Source organism: Peribacillus sp. FW305-BF15, from assembly GCF_058783805.1.
In genome coordinates this window covers 68,225-87,531 of record NZ_JBYSYV010000019.1, presented here as the reverse complement: position 1 = coordinate 87,531, position 19,307 = coordinate 68,225, and the positions used below count along the sequence as shown (strand labels likewise).

The 19,307-nt window shown below is 41.6% G+C and carries 22 protein-coding genes; 16 read left to right on the top strand and 6 right to left on the bottom strand.

From position 1 onward, the window contains the following. Positions 1–240: 240 nt before the first annotated feature. The 9 genes from gatC to AC3WLU_RS19335 all read left to right on the top strand — a co-directional run bounded on the left by gatC (position 241) and on the right by AC3WLU_RS19335 (position 8,322). Positions 241–531 (top strand): Asp-tRNA(Asn)/Glu-tRNA(Gln) amidotransferase subunit GatC, encoded by a 291-nt coding sequence (gene gatC, locus AC3WLU_RS19375; RefSeq protein WP_063577522.1) that lies wholly within the window; start codon positions 241–243, stop codon positions 529–531. A 12-nt stretch (positions 532–543) separates the two neighbouring features. Continuing rightward, positions 544–2,004 carry an Asp-tRNA(Asn)/Glu-tRNA(Gln) amidotransferase subunit GatA gene (gene gatA / locus AC3WLU_RS19370; protein ID WP_034306080.1) on the top strand — a complete coding sequence of 487 codons (1,461 nt, stop codon included), beginning with the start codon at positions 544–546 and terminating at the stop codon, positions 2,002–2,004. Between the two features lie 12 nt (positions 2,005–2,016). Further along, positions 2,017–3,444 carry an Asp-tRNA(Asn)/Glu-tRNA(Gln) amidotransferase subunit GatB gene (gene gatB, locus AC3WLU_RS19365; RefSeq protein ID WP_034306078.1) on the top strand — a complete coding sequence of 476 codons (1,428 nt, stop codon included), beginning with the start codon at positions 2,017–2,019 and terminating at the stop codon, positions 3,442–3,444. Positions 3,445–3,597: 153 nt separating this feature from the next. Then, the gene (locus AC3WLU_RS19360) at positions 3,598–4,140 is read left to right on the top strand and encodes an RNA polymerase sigma factor (RefSeq protein WP_235568396.1); all 543 of its coding nucleotides are present in this window, start codon (positions 3,598–3,600) and stop codon (positions 4,138–4,140) included. Beyond that, entirely contained in the window at positions 4,137–4,604 is a 468-nt protein-coding gene (locus AC3WLU_RS19355; protein WP_098865639.1) for a hypothetical protein, read from the top strand. The genes AC3WLU_RS19360 and AC3WLU_RS19355 overlap by 4 nt, the downstream gene beginning before the upstream one ends. Continuing rightward, a complete protein-coding gene (locus AC3WLU_RS19350) occupies positions 4,597–5,667 on the top strand; it encodes a hypothetical protein (protein ID WP_063577519.1) in 1,071 nt (356 codons plus the stop codon). The genes AC3WLU_RS19355 and AC3WLU_RS19350 overlap by 8 nt, the downstream gene beginning before the upstream one ends. Beyond that, positions 5,664–6,590, top strand: coding sequence for a hypothetical protein (locus tag AC3WLU_RS19345; protein WP_492597758.1), 927 nt, complete (start codon positions 5,664–5,666; stop codon positions 6,588–6,590). The genes AC3WLU_RS19350 and AC3WLU_RS19345 overlap by 4 nt, the downstream gene beginning before the upstream one ends. 180 nt (positions 6,591–6,770) lie before the next feature. Continuing rightward, positions 6,771–7,685, top strand: a complete 915-nt coding sequence (locus AC3WLU_RS19340) for a diacylglycerol kinase (protein ID WP_034306067.1) — start codon at positions 6,771–6,773, stop codon at positions 7,683–7,685. 61 nt (positions 7,686–7,746) lie between these two features. Continuing rightward, positions 7,747–8,322 (top strand): GNAT family N-acetyltransferase, encoded by a 576-nt coding sequence (locus tag AC3WLU_RS19335; RefSeq protein ID WP_063577517.1) that lies wholly within the window; start codon positions 7,747–7,749, stop codon positions 8,320–8,322. 44 nt (positions 8,323–8,366) lie between these two features. Here AC3WLU_RS19335 and AC3WLU_RS19330 read toward each other — a convergent pair whose 3' ends face one another. Continuing rightward, positions 8,367–8,585 (bottom strand): hypothetical protein, encoded by a 219-nt coding sequence (locus AC3WLU_RS19330; protein WP_034306063.1) that lies wholly within the window; start codon positions 8,583–8,585, stop codon positions 8,367–8,369. Positions 8,586–8,774: 189 nt separating this feature from the next. Between AC3WLU_RS19330 and rlmD the strand changes: the two genes are divergently transcribed. Together rlmD and AC3WLU_RS19320 are read left to right on the top strand one after the other, a co-directional pair. Continuing rightward, positions 8,775–10,145, top strand: coding sequence for a 23S rRNA (uracil(1939)-C(5))-methyltransferase RlmD (gene rlmD / locus AC3WLU_RS19325; protein WP_492597757.1), 1,371 nt, complete (start codon positions 8,775–8,777; stop codon positions 10,143–10,145). Between the two features lie 451 nt (positions 10,146–10,596). After that, a complete protein-coding gene (locus AC3WLU_RS19320) occupies positions 10,597–11,145 on the top strand; it encodes a YitT family protein (RefSeq protein WP_283929857.1) in 549 nt (182 codons plus the stop codon). An 8-nt stretch (positions 11,146–11,153) separates the two neighbouring features. Here the strand turns inward: AC3WLU_RS19320 and AC3WLU_RS19315 are convergent, their stop codons facing one another. The 4 genes from AC3WLU_RS19315 to AC3WLU_RS19300 form a co-directional block, all read right to left on the bottom strand. Further along, on the bottom strand, positions 11,154–12,014 hold the full coding sequence (locus AC3WLU_RS19315) for a DUF421 domain-containing protein (RefSeq protein WP_492597756.1): 861 nt from the start codon (positions 12,012–12,014) through the stop codon (positions 11,154–11,156). Positions 12,015–12,038: 24 nt separating this feature from the next. Next, positions 12,039–12,245: a DUF1657 domain-containing protein gene (locus AC3WLU_RS19310; protein WP_492597755.1), complete on the bottom strand. Its 207-nt coding sequence runs from the start codon at positions 12,243–12,245 to the stop codon at positions 12,039–12,041. 162 nt (positions 12,246–12,407) lie between these two features. Further along, complete coding sequence (spoVAD, locus tag AC3WLU_RS19305; RefSeq protein WP_063577515.1) at positions 12,408–13,427, bottom strand: stage V sporulation protein AD; 1,020 nt, start codon at positions 13,425–13,427, stop codon at positions 12,408–12,410. Positions 13,428–13,897: 470 nt separating this feature from the next. Next, a complete protein-coding gene (locus AC3WLU_RS19300; RefSeq protein ID WP_057278507.1) occupies positions 13,898–14,101 on the bottom strand; it encodes a DUF1657 domain-containing protein in 204 nt (67 codons plus the stop codon). Between the two features lie 273 nt (positions 14,102–14,374). On the opposite strand from AC3WLU_RS19300, the gene AC3WLU_RS19295 reads away from it, so the two are divergent. Genes AC3WLU_RS19295 through AC3WLU_RS19285 form a run of 3 tightly spaced genes read left to right on the top strand, consistent with a single transcriptional unit; the run spans position 14,375 to position 16,326 of the window. Beyond that, the gene (locus tag AC3WLU_RS19295) at positions 14,375–14,779 is read left to right on the top strand and encodes a hypothetical protein (RefSeq protein WP_222620063.1); all 405 of its coding nucleotides are present in this window, start codon (positions 14,375–14,377) and stop codon (positions 14,777–14,779) included. Further along, a complete protein-coding gene (locus tag AC3WLU_RS19290) occupies positions 14,776–16,053 on the top strand; it encodes an ammonium transporter (RefSeq protein ID WP_098865643.1) in 1,278 nt (425 codons plus the stop codon). Before AC3WLU_RS19295 ends, AC3WLU_RS19290 begins: the two co-directional genes overlap by 4 nt. Positions 16,054–16,098: 45 nt before the next feature. After that, positions 16,099–16,326, top strand: coding sequence for a hypothetical protein (locus AC3WLU_RS19285; protein ID WP_430024627.1), 228 nt, complete (start codon positions 16,099–16,101; stop codon positions 16,324–16,326). Positions 16,327–16,785: 459 nt separating this feature from the next. On the opposite strand, the gene AC3WLU_RS19280 is transcribed toward AC3WLU_RS19285, so the two are convergent. Continuing rightward, on the bottom strand, positions 16,786–17,118 hold the full coding sequence (locus AC3WLU_RS19280) for a coiled-coil domain-containing protein (RefSeq protein ID WP_034306570.1): 333 nt from the start codon (positions 17,116–17,118) through the stop codon (positions 16,786–16,788). Positions 17,119–17,472: 354 nt separating this feature from the next. On the opposite strand from AC3WLU_RS19280, the gene AC3WLU_RS19275 reads away from it, so the two are divergent. Then, a complete protein-coding gene (locus AC3WLU_RS19275) occupies positions 17,473–18,129 on the top strand; it encodes a 5-bromo-4-chloroindolyl phosphate hydrolysis family protein (protein ID WP_492597754.1) in 657 nt (218 codons plus the stop codon). After that, entirely contained in the window at positions 18,126–19,298 is a 1,173-nt protein-coding gene (locus tag AC3WLU_RS19270; RefSeq protein WP_048686182.1) for a toxic anion resistance protein, read from the top strand. The genes AC3WLU_RS19275 and AC3WLU_RS19270 overlap by 4 nt, the downstream gene beginning before the upstream one ends. Positions 19,299–19,307: the final 9 nt, after the last annotated feature.

The window sequence follows — 19,307 nt, the reverse complement described above, 5'->3', positions numbered from 1 at the left end:
TGCTTTAAAAAGGCAACATTTGTCGAATTTTAAAAGCCTTATTGTCATTTCTCCGGAAATTCCGGCAACTTTCCCATATTTCCCGGAAAATATCTCTTTTTCCTTATGAAATAATTGAATTTCGACATTGTATCTCTTGTTGCTTTACTGTGCAATAGTTTGATATGATTTAAACGATGATTATATGGAGAAAAGCGACGAAATTCAGTCGATTTGGATATTTTTTCGGAGGTGAAGAGAATGTCACGTATTACTATGGAACAAGTTAAACACGTTGCCCATTTGGCCCGATTGGCCATTACGGAAGAAGAAGCAAAACAGTTTCAGCATCAGCTTGACCAAATGATTTCATTCGCGGAGCAGTTGAATGAGCTTGATACGGATCAAGTAAACCCGACTTCTCACGTTTTGGATATGAAGAATGTTATGCGCGAAGATGTCGCAAAACCAGGATTGCCAGTGGAAGAAGTAGTTAAAAATGCACCGGATAGCAAAGAAGGATATATCCGTGTACCATCAATAATTGAATAAGGAGGGACAATGATGTCGTTGTTCGAACAAAAGGTTTCTGAGCTTCATGAACGATTACATAAGAAAGAGATAAGTGTCACTGATCTTGTGGACGAATCGTATAAGCGAATCGGACAGGTAGAGGACAAGGTGAAGGCATTTTTGACACTTGATGAAGAAAACGCCCGCAATCAAGCAAAACGTTTGGATGATCAATTGGTAAAAGGCGAGAACGAAGGCGCTTTATTTGGTATGCCAATCGGAGTGAAGGATAATATTGTCACTAAAAATTTACGTACGACTTGCGCGAGCAAAATTTTGGAGAACTTTGATCCAATCTATGATGCAACCGTTGTTCAAAAGCTACAGAAGGCAGAAACGGTTACGATCGGTAAATTGAATATGGATGAGTTTGCGATGGGTTCTTCCAATGAGAACTCCGCATTTCAAGCAACACGCAACCCTTGGAATACGGAATATGTGCCAGGCGGTTCTTCGGGTGGTTCAGCTGCATCTGTCGCTTCCGGTGAAGTCCTATTCTCTTTAGGTTCCGATACGGGTGGATCGATCCGCCAACCAGCGGCATATTGTGGAGTCGTCGGCTTAAAACCTACATATGGACGGGTTTCCCGATTCGGCCTTGTAGCATTTGCGTCTTCATTGGACCAAATCGGACCTGTTACAAGAACTGTTGAAGATAACGCTTATTTGCTTGAAGCGATCTCAGGAGTAGACCCAATGGATTCGACCTCTGCTAATGTTGACGTGCCGAATTTTGTGAATTCATTAACAGGCGATGTTAGAGGATTGAAAATAGCTGTGCCTAAAGAATACCTTGGTGAAGGCGTTGGTGAAGAAGCGCGTAATTCCGTACTTGAAGCATTAAAAGTATTAGAGGGTCTTGGAGCTCAATGGGAAGAGGTTTCCTTGCCGCATTCCAAATATGCTTTAGCTGCCTATTATCTGCTATCTTCATCGGAAGCTTCGGCTAACCTTTCACGTTTTGACGGTGTACGTTACGGACACCGGACAGATAATGCAGAAACTCTTATAGAAATGTATAAGCAAACCCGTGCAGAAGGATTCGGTGACGAAGTGAAACGCCGTATCATGCTTGGAACGTTCTCCTTAAGTTCCGGTTATTATGATGCTTATTATAAAAAGGCTCAAAAAGTACGTACATTAATCAAAAAAGACTTTGAAGATGTCTTTGAAAAATACGATGTCATCGTTGGACCGACTACACCTACGCCTGCATTTAAAATTGGTGAAAAAGTCGACGATCCATTAACGATGTATGCGAATGATATCCTGACGATTCCAGTCAATCTTGCTGGCGTACCGGGTATATCCGTGCCATGTGGATTCGCAGCGAATGGTCTTCCGCTTGGACTGCAAATGATTGGGAAGCATTTTGATGAAAGCACGATTTACCGCGCGGCTCACGCATTTGAGCAAGCAACAGATTTTCATAAACAATTTCCTAAGCTGTAAGGGGTGAAAATAATGGACTTTGAAACGGTGATTGGTCTAGAAGTACACGTAGAATTAAAAACGGATTCTAAAATTTTCTCAGCGAGCCCAAATCATTTTGGTGCCGCTCCAAATAGTAACACAACTGTAATTGACCTAGGCTACCCAGGTGTATTGCCTGTCGTCAATAAAAAGGCTGTTGATTTTGCAATGAAGGCTGCAATTGCCCTGAATTGCGAAGTGGCGGAAGTTACGAAATTCGACCGGAAAAACTATTTTTACCCGGACAATCCTAAAGCATACCAAATTTCACAGTTCGATCAACCGATCGGTGAACATGGTTGGATTGAAATCGAAGTGGGCGGCAAGAAAAAGAAAATTGGCATTACCCGTATTCATATGGAAGAGGATGCTGGAAAGCTAACACATAAAGGGAACTATTCGCTTTGCGATTATAACCGCCAAGGTACGCCTCTTGTTGAAATCGTATCCGAACCGGATATCACTTCCCCAGAAGAAGCGTATGCTTATTTGGAAAAGCTGAAATCCATCATTCAATACACGGGCGTTTCCGATTGTAAAATGGAAGAAGGCTCACTCCGTTGTGATGCTAACATTTCCTTGAAACCTGTTGGCCAAAAGGAATTCGGTACGAAAACCGAATTGAAAAACTTGAATTCATTCAACTTCGTTCGCAAAGGGTTGGAGCATGAAGAAATCCGCCAAGCGGAAATCTTGAATGAAGGCGGCATAATCGAACAGGAAACTCGCCGGTTCGACGAAGCTACAGGCAGAACCGTACTAATGCGAATTAAGGAAGGCTCCGATGATTACCGTTATTTCCCGGAACCGGACTTATTGACGATCCATATTGATGAAGAATGGAAAGCTCGTATCGCTGCCGAAATTCCGGAACTTCCGGATGCCCGGAAAAAACGCTATGTCGAAGAATTTGGCTTACCTGAATATGATGCAGCCGTTTTAACGGTAACGAAAGAAAGTGCGGATTTCTTTGAAGCGACAGTTGCTTCAGGTGCCGATGCAAAACTAGCATCTAACTGGATCATGGGTGAGGTTTCCGCTTTCTTGAATGCAGAAGGCAAAGAGCTGCATGATGTCAAATTGACTGCTGAATCATTGGCTGGAATGATCAAGCTGATTGAAGATGGCACGATTTCGTCTAAAATCGCTAAAAAGGTTTTCAAAGAATTGATTGAAAACGGCGGGGATGCTGAAACGATCGTCAAGGAGAAGGGACTAGTCCAAATTTCCGACGAAGGCGCATTGCGTACAGCCGTTGAAGAAGCATTGAATAATAACCCGCAATCCATTGAAGATTTTAAAGCCGGTAAACAAAAGGCAATCGGCTTCCTTGTCGGGCAGATTATGAAAGCGACAAAAGGACAAGCCAATCCACAACTTGTTAATAAAATTTTGGTGGAAGAAATCAATAAACGTTAATGTTGACCGTATCACTTTTAAAGTGGTACGGTTTTCTCTTGACTAAGGCTGAGAAAAATAATAAGCGGAAAAATAATTTTGAGTTATCTGTAGGGGTAACTCCTTTTTGTGTCGTCTATTACATGAATGTTTATCAGGAAAGGGGGAAGAGAAGTGTCCGATGAGTTAGTTGAGAAGGTAAGGGCTGGGAATGATCATGCATTCCGAATGTTGATTGAAAATTATAAACAGACGATTTATAGAACCGTCTATTCCGTCTTGCGGAATCAAAAGGATGCAGAAGATGTTACCCAGGAAGTCTTTATCAAAATCTACACTTCTCTTCCTCAATATAAGAACCAAGGCTTCAAAACTTGGATTACCCGAATTGCCGTCAATCATGCAATTGATCTAAAGAGAAAGAGGGAACGCCAAAAGGAAGAATTACAGGACGAACATTCATCGGAAGTTAATTTGGGCTTAACGGATGATGTCGAGGCAGTATTTTTTCGGAATGAAAGGCGAAAGCAAGTATTACGGAAGCTGAATGACCTTCCAGAGGGATATCGAGACGTTGTATATGGCTATTACATAAAGGAAAAGACATTCAAGCAAATTGCAGAGGAACAGCAGATACAAGTGAAATCTGTGGAAGTAAAGCTATACAGGGCAAGAAATTGGATGAGAAAACATTGGAAAGAGGAGGATTTTTCATGAATCATGTTTCAGAGGCACAATGGGTTGCATATTTGGCAGATGAAATACCAGAGGCTTTAAAAATTGAATATGAAAATCATCTATACTCCTGTGACAAGTGTTTGTCCGTCTATATGGAAGCGATGGAAAAAGAAGAAACAAGTCTTGACCTTGAAGGATTTGATATTGCAGGTCCAGTCATGGACTCGATTAGCCGATTGAAAGGCGGCTCTGTTGAAGAGTCTTGGCCACATCGAAAAGAGAAGTCACTTCGGACAATCACAAGGCATTACCTGATTGCGGCAGGATTTACGATTTTATTAATGGCAGGCGGGGTATTTCAATCATTGACAGAATACGTGGATTCTGTGGAATCAAGCAGTGAAAAGAAAACGCAGTCCTTGACCGAGGACCTTATTGATAAAACATTTAATTGGATGGATACAATCGAAAAGAAAAATAAGGAGGGGTTTAGAAATGAATAAAAGTCCGGTATTAGCTTTTTTATTATCCTTTCTGCCAGGTTTCGGACATTTTTACCTAGGAAGGCAATATAAAGGGCTATTTTATTTTCTTGCCACAGCTGGATTGGGGCTTGGAGGTCTTTTTCTTTCGTTAATCAGTCAATCGGATGCGTTTCTGGCATTTTCCGTTATTGGAATGGTGTTTTATTTCATCAGTATATTTGATTTGGTGGTCACCTCACTGAGGAATCCTAAAAGTGAAGAGGATGAAGAGGGAATGGCAAATCCGCCGGAAGCGGAAAGGTTTTATGTAATCATCCTTTCATTCGTTCCTGGGTTAGGGCATTTTCAGCTAGGCCTCATGAACCGTGGGCTCATTTTTCTCATCAGCTTTTTAGGCTTTGGCATCATGGTGATATTCATCAGTGTGATGACACAAATGGAAGGCCTGTTAATATTCATGGCACTATTGCCTGTTATCTGGATTTACAGCTTTTTTGATTCTGTTCAACAGCTGAATAAAAAGCAAAGAGGTGAGGAGCTTATCGATCGGACCGTTTTGGAAGATTTCGAGGAGAGACGGGAATCCGGGAAGAAGAGTAAAGCGGTCGCGACTTTATTCGCTATTTTCCCTGGTGCAGGTCACTTATATTTGGGGCTGCAAAAACGCGGGATACAATTGATGGCCGGCTTTTTATTCGCCATTTACATACTGGATTTACTCCGGTTGGGTTTCTTCTTCTTCCTTATTCCGATTATCTGGTTTTATAGTTTTTTTGATGGATTGCAAAAAGCATCAAAAATGGAGGAGGGGCCAGTAGAAGATACGCCCATCATTTCGGGAATGGTCAATCATCAAAAATGGTTAGGATTGGGTTTGGTGGGAATTGGAATCTATTTCTTGGCCAGTAATATGATCGTCCCGGCCATCGCTCCCCATTTAGATGAATGGATTGGAAGCAACTTGGAATATTGGTTTAGGGATTATTTTCAAAAAGGCCTTGTATGCATCCTTCTAATAGGCGGAGGAATCAAATTGCTGTCGGGAAGTAAAAAAGGGAGCGTCAAGGAGGAGACAAAATGAGAACATGGAGAGTCGGAACGATTTCAATGGGGATCTCCCTGGTTGGTTTGGGTTTTGTTTTACTCGTTTCCCGAATTTTGGATATGAATTTGACGACGATTCTGCTATCATGGTGGCCGTTGCTGTTCATAATCTTGGGTACAGAGATTCTCTTCTATATTTATTTTTCCAGAAAAGAAAGTTCTTTTGTAAAATATGATATTCTTAGCATTCTTTTCGTTGGATTGCTTGGAACGACGGGAATAGTTTTAATTCTGCTTACATCCAGCGGATTGTTGGATAAAGTTAGGGCTGCCGTTAATAGTGAAGTGAAAACGGTCAATTTGCCTGGTTTCAATCAAAAGGCAGGAAAGGGCATACAGAGAGTTGTCCTGGACACTGGTTCATACCCATTGACAATTGAAAGTGGTAAGGACGAAGAAGTTTCCGTTTTTGGAACATATGGTGAGCGGGTAATGGAAGATGATGATTCATTGTTGAACAATGCGGAAGATTATTTACTTGTTGAAAGAAATGGTGATACTCTTTATATTAGCTTCAAGGATTTACCGAGTCAAAATGGACTTTTGGACAGTGGTACAAGGAATCTTAAGGCAACCCTTATAATCCCTGCTGAGTTGGCAGTGGAGATAGACGGTCAAAGTACCGATCTTGTCTTGAAGCCTAGAAAGCTCTTGAATGACTGGAGTGTAAAGGACAGCGGAAATCTAAGTGTAGTTCTTCAGGATAATAGTGATATCAAGATAGATGCTAGAGGGGTAGAGGAACTTGAAGGCCCCGAGAGTGGCTGGAAGATGACTGAAGTGAAAAAAGGAACAAGTGATGAAGGCATTGTAAAAAAGAATGGGATATTCAATAATGGTGATGGGAAACATACTTTAACGGTTACCGATACATTTAACGTGAACGTTCAATATCCATGATTGAAATCATTTACTAGAATAAAATTGTAAAAAGCATTATAATTTTCCCTGATAAGATTTCTAGTAAAATGTAAAAGATATGGACCGAAATACGGTCCTCTTTTTTTCGAATATTGCTTTTCATGTAATGAAGGATTAAGATGTAAATTATGGAATCAATATGTATAAGGATGATGGGAAATGAAAAGAGCAAGGTTGATTTACAACCCGACTTCGGGCCGGGAAGCCATTAAGAAGAGCCTGCCAGGTGTGCTAGCGAAGCTTGAAGAAGCTGGTTATGAAGCTTCTGCACATGCGACGACTGGTGCTGGGGATGCGACGAAAGCGGCAAAGATAGCGATTGAACGCGGCTATGAGGTAGTTATTGCAGCAGGGGGCGACGGTACGATTTATGAGGTTGTTAATGGACTGGCCACTGCAGAGAAACGTCCGAAACTAGGAATCATCCCGACGGGAACGACCAATGATTTCGCCCGGGCGCTGCATTTACCGAAGTCGATCGAAGGGGCAGCCGAAATTATTGCCGGCGGGCATACGATGCCGATCGATATCGGGAAAATGAACGATAAGTATTTTATCAATATTGCTGGCGGGGGCAGATTGACCGAATTGACCTACGACGTGCCGATCAAGCTGAAAACGATGCTCGGTCAGCTAGCGTACTATATTAAAGGAATTGAAATGCTTCCTTCAATTAAGCCGACGGAAGTTTCTATTGAATATGATGGAAAGCTTTTTGAAGGGGAGATCATGCTTTTCTTGGTGGCTAACACGAATTCGGTCGGGGGCTTCGAGAAACTGGCCCCTGACGCCTCTTTGAATGATGGTATGTTCACGTTGCTTATTTTAAAAAAGGCAAACCTGGCTGATATTGTCCGTGTCGCAACATTGGCAATGCGCGGTGAGCATATCCATGATAAAAATGTCATTTATGAAAAAGCCAATCGAATTAAAGTACAGGCCAAAAAGGATATGATGCTTAATTTGGATGGGGAATTTGGCGGGATGGCCCCAGCTGAATTCGTCAATCAGTACCGCCATTTTGATGTATTCATCCCGCAAGGACTACTGCCGGATGATCCGGCAAATAAATAAGGTGAAAAGGCCACTGAATCTGGTGGCCTTTTCAGTTTAATGAAGCAAGGAGAATTGCAACATGTATATCAGGAAAGCGACACCGGAGGATGCGGACAAGGCAGCCATATTGACCCGGTTAGCGATTAAGGAAATTGCAGAGGTTTTGACAGGTGAAACGGAAGAAGAAAGAATACTTTCCGTTCTTGCCGACTTGTTCAGGAAAAGTGGGAATCGGGTCAGCTATGAAAATACGCTTGTCAGTGAACATGATGGACAAGTATCTGGATTGATCATTGCTTACCATGGCAAGGATGCCGAAAGCTTGGATGAACCGATAGTGAAACAATTAAGGATGAAAATGAAAGACCCAAGCGTTACGCTCGATAAGGAAGCGGAAATGAGAGACTTTTATTTGGATACCGTGTCCGTCGACCCGAATTTTCAAGGAAGAGGAATTGGCAGTGCACTGATTCAATATGTGGAGGAATACGCTAAAAATAAGGGGTATCCAAGAATTTCTTTAGTCGTTGAAAATGAAAATGTAGCAGCGAATCGTCTCTATGGCAGATTAGGATATATAGAAATGAAAACCATTTCGATTAGCGGCCATGAATTTCGCTATATGGTAAAGGAAATAGAAGAACCTCCTGTTTAACAGGGGGTCCTTTTTAGTTCTTTGAAGTTTGGCATTGTATGCGATTACATTTGCTGCCCATTCATGGCTGCCCAATCAGCGTAAGCTCCGGTGCCATTACAGCCGGGACAGTCGTGTATATCGGAAAAATGATATTCCGTAGGTACGAAGGAGCTGTATCCACGTCCGTAACAATCCGGACAGAGGCCTTTTTCCTCCATACTCGCTCGATGTTTTTCTATCCTTGTAGCATTCCAGGCCGATATAGAGTTAAATAAACCCATTTCCTCACCTCTTTTGTTTTTCCTTATTTTTCTTTTTTTATTGAACTTTTATTCATGGAACTATGAAAAATCCGTAATTCCTTCCACTATATTTTTATGAAAACCAGGGTAAATTGGTGAGTGGTTTTGTGGCAAGGCCTCTATTGTGGTAAAATACAGGCTAGCATAAAAAAGAAAAGAGAAGATGATATGAAAAAAACAGCACCAGTTGCTAAAAATGATATAGTAGAGGTTTTATTTGAAGATTTAACACATGAAGGAGCTGGCGTCGCTAAAGTCGATGGCTACCCGATCTTTGTTCAGGGCGCCCTTCCAGGTGAAAAAGCAAAAATCAAAGTGATGAAGGCTAATAAGGGTTATGGCTTCGGACGCTTGATGGAGATTACCGAAAACAGTCCATACCGGGTTGAGGTCACGACTGAAGACTACCATAAGTACGGTGGTTGTCAGCTGCAGCATATGAGCTATGAAGGACAGTTGGAATTCAAGGAAAAGCAAGTACGTGAAGTGATGACACGCATTGGGAAACTTGAGGATGTGAAGGTTCACCCGATCATCGGGATGGAGAATCCAACCCATTATCGCAATAAAGCGCAAGTGCCTGTTGGTGAAAAGGATGGCAAGCTAATAGCAGGGTTCTTCAAACCGCGGACACATGAAATCGTTGAAACGAAAGAAAGCATTATCCAAAATGAATTGATTAATGAAGCCGTTCAAGTCGTTAAAGAGATTTTCAGTAAACTTGGTATCCCCGCTTACAATGAAGAGGCACATAAAGGTGTATTGCGGCACATCATGGCCCGTTATGGCAAGCAAACAGGGGAATTAATGATTGTTCTTGTTACTAGAACGAAAAGTATCCCTTTCATCGAAACCATCGTGAAGGAAATCGTTGAACGTCTTCCACAAGTTAAATCCATCGTTCAAAACGTGAATTCCAAGAAAACGAATGTTATCTTAGGCGATAAAATGACTGTGCTATGGGGCGACGAAGTGATCCATGATATGATCGGTGATGTGAAATTTGCGATATCAGCAAAATCTTTCTACCAAATCAATCCAGATCAAACGAAAGTCCTTTATAATAAAGCTCTTGACTATGCAGGGCTGACTGGTGAAGAAACGGTGATAGATGCCTATTGCGGCATTGGGACCATCTCTTTATTTTTAGCTAAAAAAGCGAAAAAAGTAATCGGTGTCGAAGTGGTCGAAGAAGCGATCGAAGACGCACGGCGCAACGCTGAATTGAATGAAATCTCAAATGCAGAATTCATGGTCGGCGATGCAGGTAACGTTATTGCTGAATGGTATCAAAAGGGCAATACTGCTGATGTCATCGTGGTGGATCCGCCACGCAAAGGTTGTGAAGAATCCCTTCTGAATACGATCATCGAGATGAAGCCTAATAAAGTCGTATACGTATCATGCAACCCAGGCACTCTAGCGCGTGATCTTCATATCTTGGAAGAAGGCGGATATAAAGCAGTTGATATCCAGCCTGTCGATATGTTCCCAATGACTACACATGTTGAAAATGTAGTGTTATTAGAGTTGAAATGATTGAATGCGGGCCCGGTCTAATTGACTGGGCCCGCATTTTTTATGTTTGTACAATATTGACTTCCGATCCACACACTCGCTCTCTGCGGGCGGTCGTCCCTCGGCATGCGCCTGAGGGAGGGGGTTCACTAGGCGCGCTTTTCCCGCAGGAGTCTCTCCAAATAACTTAGTTACAACAGTTAGAAAGGAGACCATGCCTAAAGGAGTTGCAGGGCTGCTTTGGGTCAGGTTGTTTCGGGAGAATATTTGAAGAAAGATAGGTTCCCGAACCTTCTTGTCAACAAACTGTTGGTCCCGGTCTAAATGACCGGGACCTTTTTCACGTAGTTAAATTGAAGAAAAGGGAGGGGGATTTTTTTTTGAATGATTATTCTTGACGCTCTGACTTGTACATATATTAAGAAATATATGGATTGGGAGGCAAGGTGATTTTATTAATTTTCAAAAAGCGGTGGCTGTCATTGTTGGTAGCTTTTTGGTGGGCATTGGAATAAATGGATTTTTGGTTCCTCATCATTTAATAGATGGCGGCGTAATTGGGATTGCACTCATCCTTCATTATTTCTTTAGTTTTCAAACGGGACTATCCATGTTGGTCCTTAGCATTCCTATATTTTTATATGCCTGGTATTATGAACGCCCTTTTTTCTATAGCAGCGTTCACGGATTGCTTTTGACATCCCTTTTTATGGATTGGCTTAATCCAGTGAAAAAGGTTTTTTCCATTTCAATACTGGCAAGCTCCTTGATTGGCGGTGTCATCATAGGGATGGGCATAGGACTCATGCTTCGATATGAGACAAGCAGCGGGGGGACGGATATGCTAGCCAAAATCATCTCAAAATCCACCTCCATGGATATTGCTTTGGCGATTATCGTCATAGATACATTAATCATTTCAGCTGCAGCATTCACCTTAGGTATCGAAATTTTTCTTTTTTCATGTGTGACGATCGTGATTATTGGACTGGTCACATCGCTTATGAAAGTGAGGGAATGAATATATAATCAGTTCCTTAAGATATGGATTACGTTATCTATCGCCTTTTGCAGCTTCTCGCTATTTTTGCCAAACATCTCTTTAGCTTCTTTTGATTCAGTTCCAAGTGCAAATAACTCCAAGTCCGCTTGGCATTTCTTCAAGGTCGCGAGCAAAAGAGGTTTTTCTTGAGGAGAAGGAACTTTTAGTTTATCATCAAAAAGGTCCACAGTTAATTCTCCATTAGAATTGGCCTGACCAAGAAATACATTATCGAGGATTACCCCCAACTTTTCCAGTTCAGTAAGAAGCCAATTTCGGTTCAGACCAATCGTGGAAAGTGGTTCATCAAGTATACGGCCATCCATGATGATGGTTTGTGGCTCCTTTACTGCAGCCACTGGCATGTTAAGGTCCTTAGGTGTTACAGGTTGATTTTGCTTCTTTAACATTACGGAAAAATCCCCATTGGCTTCCAATAAGGCAAACTCAACTTCGGAAATATCAAAGACATCCTTTTTTCGGAGTAATCCCAGCAATTCATCGATGGTATATTTCTCTTTTTTTAAATTATCTTCCATGACTTTCCCATCTTTGATGAAAACCGATGCTTTTCCTTCCACAAGATCACGGAATGTTTTACTTTTTAAGGATATTAATCCTGCAATGAAAGGTGCTATGGCAAAAACAAGGATGGACAGGACGCCATGTATAATATTGCCCTCCACTTTTGTAGCTAATTCTGCCCCAACATTACCGATGGTTATGCCCGTTACATATTCAAAAAAGGAGAGCTGGGACAATTGTTTTTTTCCTAACACTTTAGTGATTACAAAAAGAACAATTAAAAAGAAAAATGAACGCAAAACAATTTCTAACCAACCCGGCATTACCAAACACCTCCTGCTTGATCATTAAAAACCTTTATATTGTGGTTCTTCCCGTTCTAACTCGCCCACGCGCTTCTGTACATCCTTCCTAACTTCATTAACCACCAGCATCGTTTCATGCAAAATCCGTTTAGATTTATCATCTTGAGTCCTGAGTGCTAAGCTGGATAAGCCTGCTTCAATTCCTTTTAGGCTGGAGACACATTGTTTGACATTGGAAGCTATCGTCATGCAGCAACCTCCTTATCTTTTTAGGTCTATAATAATGACTCGGAACCATGAGCAGCTGTTATCCAGGCACTGGTTGCTTCCAGCATGCCAGTGGCAACAACCGATCAATCGATTCTTTTTCACATCCGCTAACGCTACAGGTGTCTGTTCAAACATCAACCCTTAGTTTTGTGCTTCTCCGTCATATTCAATCGATACGGCATGGGCGATGCATGGAATCGTCTCACTTTGTTGAAAGGATAGGGGAGATAGCAAGGCACCGGTAGCCACGACGAGCAATCGTTTAATTTCCCCTTTTTTCATGCGATTTAATAAATGACCATAAACGACGGTTGCGGAACATCCAGGGCCACTTGCCCCGGCCAGGACCGGTTGACCATCCCTGTATATCATTAAACCGCAATCTTTATATTGCTCTTCTTTAATCGGCGTGCCATGTTTTTTAAATATTGCCAAAGAAACTTCATGTCCAATCTTTCCTAAATCCCCAGTCACTATCAAATCATAATAGGATGGGTCGAGGTTTCTTTCTCTGAGATGTGCTTCAATCGTATCTACAGCGGCCGGAGCCATGGCACCTCCCATATTGAAAGGATCGGTCAATCCCATGTCGATGACACGGCCTATCGTAGCTGAAGTGACCCTTGGGCCTTCCCCGGCACTGCTTAATAAAGCCACTCCTGCCCCCGTAACGGTCCATTGGGCTGTCGGAGGTTTTTGCCCTCCGTATTCAGTTGGATAGCGAAATTGCTTTTCCACTGCAGCGTTATGGCTTGATGCTCCTGTCAATAAGTACTCTGCCCCTTTTGTGTTGACAAGGTATGCACCAAGAGCCAGTCCCTCCATGGAGGTGGAGCAGGCGCCAAATAAGCCGAGATAAGGTGTTCCTAGTGTTCGACAGGCAAAACTGGTAGGGGTTATTTGATTGATTAGGTCGCCTCCTAGGAAAAATTGTATCTGTTCCTTTTGAAGACCCGCCTTCTCGATTGCTTTTGTACTCGCTTCCTCCAATAAGACTTTATGTGCTTTTTCATAGGTATCTTGATTGATCCATAAATCGGAATGGAGAAGATCGAAATCATCCGCAAGCAAACCGTCTGCTTCAAATGGACCGCCAACGGTTCCAGTGGAGACGATGACAGGCTTTTGATCAAACACCCAAGTGCGATGCCCCGTAAGCATTATTAAACCACCCCATTGTATGAGTATTGTCAGTAAGATTAAACAAAGGAATAACATAAAAATCCTTCAGTCAATTTGAATATAGTACAGCCACGAAACCTTTGGCCCGGAGTTCAATGGCTGCAGTATCACCGCAACCTGAAAGGAACAAAGCGGCCAATTCGGTCAAACAAAATCCGGAGATAAAGCAGTCAGCTTTTACTTTTTATCATTTAACATCCTTGTATCACATCATTCGGCGTTAAAAGTCTTTCTGAAGTCCAGGACAATCGTAATTCTCAAAACGATCTTCTACGATGATTCTGAAGTTGTAGTCGATCATATTTTAAGAATTACAGCTCTTTCATCCGCAGTTCAAGTCAGGTATGTAACCCTTTGGTAGTTTGTGATTGGCTTAAAGATTTTGTTCTTGGTTATGGAAAGATATAAAAAAGGCTGGTTGCTTTAACCAACCTTTTTTATATGGATGATCATTGTTTATATTGAGGTTCCTCGTTTTGAATCTCTTCTATGCGAGGAGTGATGCTGTCGACAATCGTTTGTGTTTGTTGGGCAGCTTGTTGGTACAATTGTTTGGCTTGCTCATTATCTGTTGAAAGGGCGAAAGTTTCAAAGCTCGCTTGAGCGCTTTTTAACCCTGCTATAGTTGTTTTGACATCGTTTATAACTGTCATATATGAACCCCCTAGTTTTTATCTGCCTTATTAGAGTGAGGAAAAATTGAATATACATACCTTCTAAATATATCCATGATTGAAATCACTTAGCTTCTTCCATTAATCAAACGTTTGATTAATGGAATGGAAACAGGCAGAATTCATTGTTTTAATCCTCCTTTTTCGTTGTGCGACTCGTTTTTATTGTTTAATCATTGACCGAATTCAGAATTTTAAATATAATTGTAGAAAACATAACGTTGTTACGTGAGGTGATATGACATTTATATTATGGACGATTTATATAGTAGGGTTGTTATTGAAATTTCATCTGAAGAAGTGATGAAAGGACTGCTATTCCACAAAAGCAAACAGGAGTCGGAAATTGAATCGATCAAAGGTAAAATTCATAAATATGAGCAAAAACGACGAGCTGAGGAAGCTTGGTATCAATCACTGTCACCATTTAAACGTTTTTTTACAGGGCGTGCCCCAAGTCATCACCAGGCGGTTGAACATTTGGTGAATGTGAAAGATAGATATAAACAAATCGAGAGAATAAAACAGCGGGTCGCTTTTTTAGATGAGGTGATCGGTTTACTTGAGGCTGAACCAGAAAAAAGGGAAATGAATTTGCCATCAGACATCATTAAAGAAATAATGGCCTGGCAGAAAGCGGAGGGAACGCCGAGATGACTCTAGAAACGTTAAACGCAGGCTTGGATACGATTTGGGTGGTTCTTACAGCAGCCATGATACTATTGATGGAGGGCGGGTTTGCCTTATTGGAGGCAGGGTTCGTCCGTACGAAAAATAATGTGAACATCATCATGAAGGTTTTTGCCGATATTACGATCGGAACGCTTTGCTATTTCGTCGTTGGTTTTGGCTTAATGTATGGAAAGGATGTATTTGGAATCATCGGGGCAAGTGGCTTTCTGCTGAAAGGTGATTTGTCGCACATCGACCTTACGATTTCCATGGATGCATATTGGTTATTTCAAGGGGCATTCGTCATCGCCGTCATTTCCATCGTTTCGGGAGCAGTTGCGGAAAGGATCAATTTTCGGGCGTATCTTATTTTTGTCGTAATGATGACAGCATTCATCTATCCGATTGCCGGTCACTGGGTATGGGGTGGCGGATGGTTAAGTAGGATGGGCATGCAGGACTTCGCAGGGTCTGCTGTCATTCATGCACTAGGCGGTTTTTCAGCACTTGCGGCTGCCATTGTTATCGGGCCGAGAGCAGGTAAATTCACTTCAAGGGGGACCAGCTCCATTTCGCTGCCGAGTAATCTCCCCTTGGCATCTGTCGGGGCATTCCTTTTATGGTTTGGCTGGTTTGGATTTAATGCAGGAAGCACCTTGCAAGCTACAGATGTCCGAATTGGACATATTGCCATTGTCACGATGCTCTCAGCGGCATCAGGGGGAGCGGTTACCCTGCTTTATACACTGTTTAGATATGGACGCTCGGATGCACCTTCCGTCATCAATGGCTCACTTGCTGGTCTTGTCGGGATTACAGCTGGATGTGCATTCGTTAGTGATCTGGCGGCGTTGCTGATTGGAGCAGTTTCTGGAATGTTGATGTTAGCTGCGACAAATTGGTTGGAAGCCCGGAAAATCGATGATCCGGTCGGTGCCTTTCCTGTTCATGCGGCATCAGGAATGTGGGGGACGATAGCGATAGGCCTTTTCTCCACTGAAAATGGATTGTTTGCCGGCGGGGGATGGCATTTGCTCGGAGTTCAAATATTAGGATTAGTGGTGTTATGCATCTGGGGCTTTTCAGTGACTTGGCTTGTTTTTAAAGTTATAAATGTATGGCTGCCGATAAGATCGACTGAAGAAGAAGAAGAACTTGGGTTGGATATCAGTTATCATGGCATCATGGCCACACATACCTCGCCGGAGTTCATCAAGGTGGAGGATTACTATAAGCAGGATGAAGAATTGACAAGGTAATATCTATAATACAATGGTAAAATCAAGTAAGAGGTGAATTTTTAAATGGGTGTATGCAATCTTAATCATTCGCGGCAAGATGTCAGGCTGAAATTTGAGAGCCAAAAGGCATTTTTACCAACACAATTGAGTCAAACATTAGATCGATATCTTGAAAAAGGGAATTCGCAGGAAACATTGAATGAACTTTTTCATCTATTGAAGAAGTATGACTTGTCTACCCAGGAGGAACAGGAATCTAGAAACGAAAAGTTGAAACGGATCATGTTGTAAATCAGAAAGAGCAGGAGTGTAAATATGACTCCTGCTCTTTTATTTTCTTGGCTCTTTTCGTAAAGGTTGTTGTTTTAAAACGAAACTATCTAAGGTTGATTGGAGCGGAAAGCGAGCATCTGGAGGGGAAATCAACCACACCTCACCACTTGGTAAATAGCAACAAAGTATGTAAAAACATCCATTTTCTTATAAATAACTTGATGAATTCCGCGGGAATATGGCAGATTCCTATTTTTTATTCTGCAGATCAGTATTGTGTAACTACTTTTTTAAAGCAAGTAGCAGGATTCATATTTAAGGCGGCGAAAACAATTGTGTATATGACAAATAGTGAAAATCGTAAAGCTTTGTAACCCTGGACAAGGGTTTGTTGAACCTTTAAAGATTAATCAATCGTTTGATTAAATCTCAAAGCAAATAGCAGGAGCTCACAATGAGCTCCTGCTATTTCCTTCATTAAAAACCATCATCTGTTGCGGTGAAGGGGATGTTAAGGTTTCTTTCCACGGCCCGAAGTCTTTGATTCAGTCTGTTTAACCTATTCGTATGTCGCTGGTCCGCTTGACTTAGCCTGGTGATTTCCTGGTTAATTCGGTTCACTTCACGATTTATCCGCGTGATTTCTTGGTTCTGCCGATTGAGTTCCCTCGTTTGACGCTCGTTTTGACGCTCAAGTTCCCGGATTCTTCTTTCAAGTTGTTGAGGCTGCCTTTCAATATCGAATTGGTCTGGCACCTGGCTATATGGATTTTCTTGTACCTGCTGAAAGTTCCAATCTTGCTGTGGCATATAATCAAATCGTTCAGGCTGTTGGAAGTATGGATTAAAATTTGGTTCAAAGTACTGATGATTTCCGTTTTGTTGTGGATAAGGATAAAATCCGTATGAATTCATGGTCAACTCTCCTTTTTAAAATCAGGATGGATACCCTATAACTTATGTCAGTTCCGGTGAAGTGACTAGGCGTTAGCCCATATGAATGGGAAGAAGAGGGAACTCACAGAAAAAATTTCAATAAATTTGCAGAAACGATCCGGTTCATATATCGTTTAGGGTAGGAGAAATTCTTTTTTTCATCTTGAAACCAATTCCAAGGATAATCCGTATATAAAGAAAAGAGTGTAAGTCAGGAGTGTAATGATAATGAATCGATTTGTTGCTGATTTTGTTCCAATATTGATTGCATTTCCAATGGTTTTGCCGGTTTGGATGATTAGCTATTTCGTATTGAATCAACCGTTTGCCCTGTCCATTGTCATATCTTTAGCAGGAGGGGTACTTGCATACTGGCTGAGTTCCGTATATTTTTCATCAAGATACCTCAAAAAACATGAATTGACGAGAAAAGAATATCAATATATAAAGAAAAATTTAATCGAAGCAAAACCGAAGATATGGAGGGTGCAAAAAGCACTAATCTCGGTCAGGCATATCTCTTCTTTTAAACAGAGGAAAGAGATGATTAAAATGATCAGGAAAATATACAGTCTGACAAAAAAAGAACCGAAGCGGTTTTATCAAGCGGAACAGTTTTATTACTCGCATCTGGATTCTGCCATGGAGCTTGCGGAGAAATATGTTTTTCTAGCACAGCAGCCAAAAAAGAATAGGGAACTTGAACTTTCCTTAACGGAGACTCGTAAAACTTTAAAGGAACTTACTAATACGATAGAAAAGGATTTATATAAAGTGATTGCCGATGATATCGATGACCTTAACTTCGAATTGGATGTTGCTAAGCAATCCATTAAAACTAGAAAAGAGTCACAAGTAATTGATGAAAGCAGGAGGTTAAAATGAATAACAATGATCCAAACCTGTTGAATAAAACGAATAACGCCAGTTTGATCGATGACCTTTTAGCCAATCCATTTGATGGGGTGCAGGAGCTTGAGAAAGTATCTTCCCAGGAAGCGAAACCGGTTAAACTGATTGATGTCATTCCTGAAGAGAACAGGGCCAAAGCTTATCAGCTTGCCGAACAAATCGACCCAACGAATCATCAGGCAATGATATCCTATGGTACACCCGCCCAATCAAAGCTCCTGACCTTTTCTAATTCCATGCTTGAGCATGTCCAGAAAAAAGATGTGGGTGAAGTGGGCAGCATTATCAATGATTTAATGAAAAAGTTAAACGAACTCAGCCCGGATGAGTTAAAACCGGATAAGCCCTCATTTTTTGCGCGTATGTTCGGGAAGCTCTCGGGATCTGTACAGGAGGTGCTATCCAAGTATCAAAAAACCGGTGCCCAAATCGACCGAATCAGCGTAAAACTCGATCGGAGCAAGAATATCCTGTTATCGGATATCGTAATTCTCGAAAAGCTATATGAAACGAATAAGGAATATTTCCAGGCATTGAATGTCTATATTGCAGCTGGGGAAATCAAACTCGAAGAAATCCATGAGAAAACGATTCCGGAGCTAAGGAAGTCCGCTGAATCAAGTAATGATCAAATGAAGTTTCAAGAAGTAAATGATATGCTGCAATTTGCTGAACGGTTGGATAAAAGGCTTCATGATTTGAAGTTGAGCCGTGAAATCACGATTCAAAGCGCACCGCAGATCAGGCTGATCCAAAACACGAATCAGGCACTAGTCGAAAAAATCCAATCTTCGATCATGACAGCCATCCCACTTTGGAAAAACCAGGTTGCGATTGCACTGACCCTAATCAGGCAAAGGCATGCTGTAGAAGCCCAAAAACAGGTTTCCAAGACTACAAATGACTTATTATTGAAGAACTCCGAGATGCTGAAAACGAATACCATTGAAACCGCAAAAGAAAATGAGCGCGGACTTGTCGATATCGAAACATTAAAGAAAACTCAAGCTAACTTGATATCCACGCTTGAGGAGACCATGCGGATCCAAGAAGAAGGCAGGCATAAACGCCGTCAAGCTGAACAGGAATTGGCGTCAATGGAAAATGAACTGAAACAGAAACTATTAGAGATAAAGGGATAAGGGGAGATA

What these genes read in the sequence shown, in the direction of transcription:
- gatC (WP_063577522.1), top strand. Translation starts at nt 241, where the DNA reads ATGTCACGTATTACTATGGAACAAGTTAAACACGTTGCCCATTTGGCC.
- gatA (WP_034306080.1), top strand. Translation starts at nt 544, where the DNA reads ATGTCGTTGTTCGAACAAAAGGTTTCTGAGCTTCATGAACGATTACAT.
- gatB (WP_034306078.1), top strand. Translation starts at nt 2,017, where the DNA reads ATGGACTTTGAAACGGTGATTGGTCTAGAAGTACACGTAGAATTAAAA.
- AC3WLU_RS19355 (WP_098865639.1), top strand. Translation starts at nt 4,137, where the DNA reads ATGAATCATGTTTCAGAGGCACAATGGGTTGCATATTTGGCAGATGAA.
- AC3WLU_RS19350 (WP_063577519.1), top strand. Translation starts at nt 4,597, where the DNA reads ATGAATAAAAGTCCGGTATTAGCTTTTTTATTATCCTTTCTGCCAGGT.
- AC3WLU_RS19345 (WP_492597758.1), top strand. Translation starts at nt 5,664, where the DNA reads ATGAGAACATGGAGAGTCGGAACGATTTCAATGGGGATCTCCCTGGTT.
- AC3WLU_RS19340 (WP_034306067.1), top strand. Translation starts at nt 6,771, where the DNA reads ATGAAAAGAGCAAGGTTGATTTACAACCCGACTTCGGGCCGGGAAGCC.
- AC3WLU_RS19335 (WP_063577517.1), top strand. Translation starts at nt 7,747, where the DNA reads ATGTATATCAGGAAAGCGACACCGGAGGATGCGGACAAGGCAGCCATA.
- AC3WLU_RS19330 (WP_034306063.1), bottom strand. Translation starts at nt 8,585, where the DNA reads ATGGGTTTATTTAACTCTATATCGGCCTGGAATGCTACAAGGATAGAA.
- rlmD (WP_492597757.1), top strand. Translation starts at nt 8,775, where the DNA reads ATGAAAAAAACAGCACCAGTTGCTAAAAATGATATAGTAGAGGTTTTA.
- AC3WLU_RS19315 (WP_492597756.1), bottom strand. Translation starts at nt 12,014, where the DNA reads ATGCCGGGTTGGTTAGAAATTGTTTTGCGTTCATTTTTCTTTTTAATT.
- AC3WLU_RS19310 (WP_492597755.1), bottom strand. Translation starts at nt 12,245, where the DNA reads ATGACGATAGCTTCCAATGTCAAACAATGTGTCTCCAGCCTAAAAGGA.
- spoVAD (WP_063577515.1), bottom strand. Translation starts at nt 13,427, where the DNA reads ATGCTTACGGGGCATCGCACTTGGGTGTTTGATCAAAAGCCTGTCATC.
- AC3WLU_RS19300 (WP_057278507.1), bottom strand. Translation starts at nt 14,101, where the DNA reads ATGACAGTTATAAACGATGTCAAAACAACTATAGCAGGGTTAAAAAGC.
- AC3WLU_RS19295 (WP_222620063.1), top strand. Translation starts at nt 14,375, where the DNA reads ATGGACGATTTATATAGTAGGGTTGTTATTGAAATTTCATCTGAAGAA.
- AC3WLU_RS19290 (WP_098865643.1), top strand. Translation starts at nt 14,776, where the DNA reads ATGACTCTAGAAACGTTAAACGCAGGCTTGGATACGATTTGGGTGGTT.
- AC3WLU_RS19285 (WP_430024627.1), top strand. Translation starts at nt 16,099, where the DNA reads ATGGGTGTATGCAATCTTAATCATTCGCGGCAAGATGTCAGGCTGAAA.
- AC3WLU_RS19280 (WP_034306570.1), bottom strand. Translation starts at nt 17,118, where the DNA reads ATGCCACAGCAAGATTGGAACTTTCAGCAGGTACAAGAAAATCCATAT.
- AC3WLU_RS19275 (WP_492597754.1), top strand. Translation starts at nt 17,473, where the DNA reads ATGAATCGATTTGTTGCTGATTTTGTTCCAATATTGATTGCATTTCCA.
- AC3WLU_RS19270 (WP_048686182.1), top strand. Translation starts at nt 18,126, where the DNA reads ATGAATAACAATGATCCAAACCTGTTGAATAAAACGAATAACGCCAGT.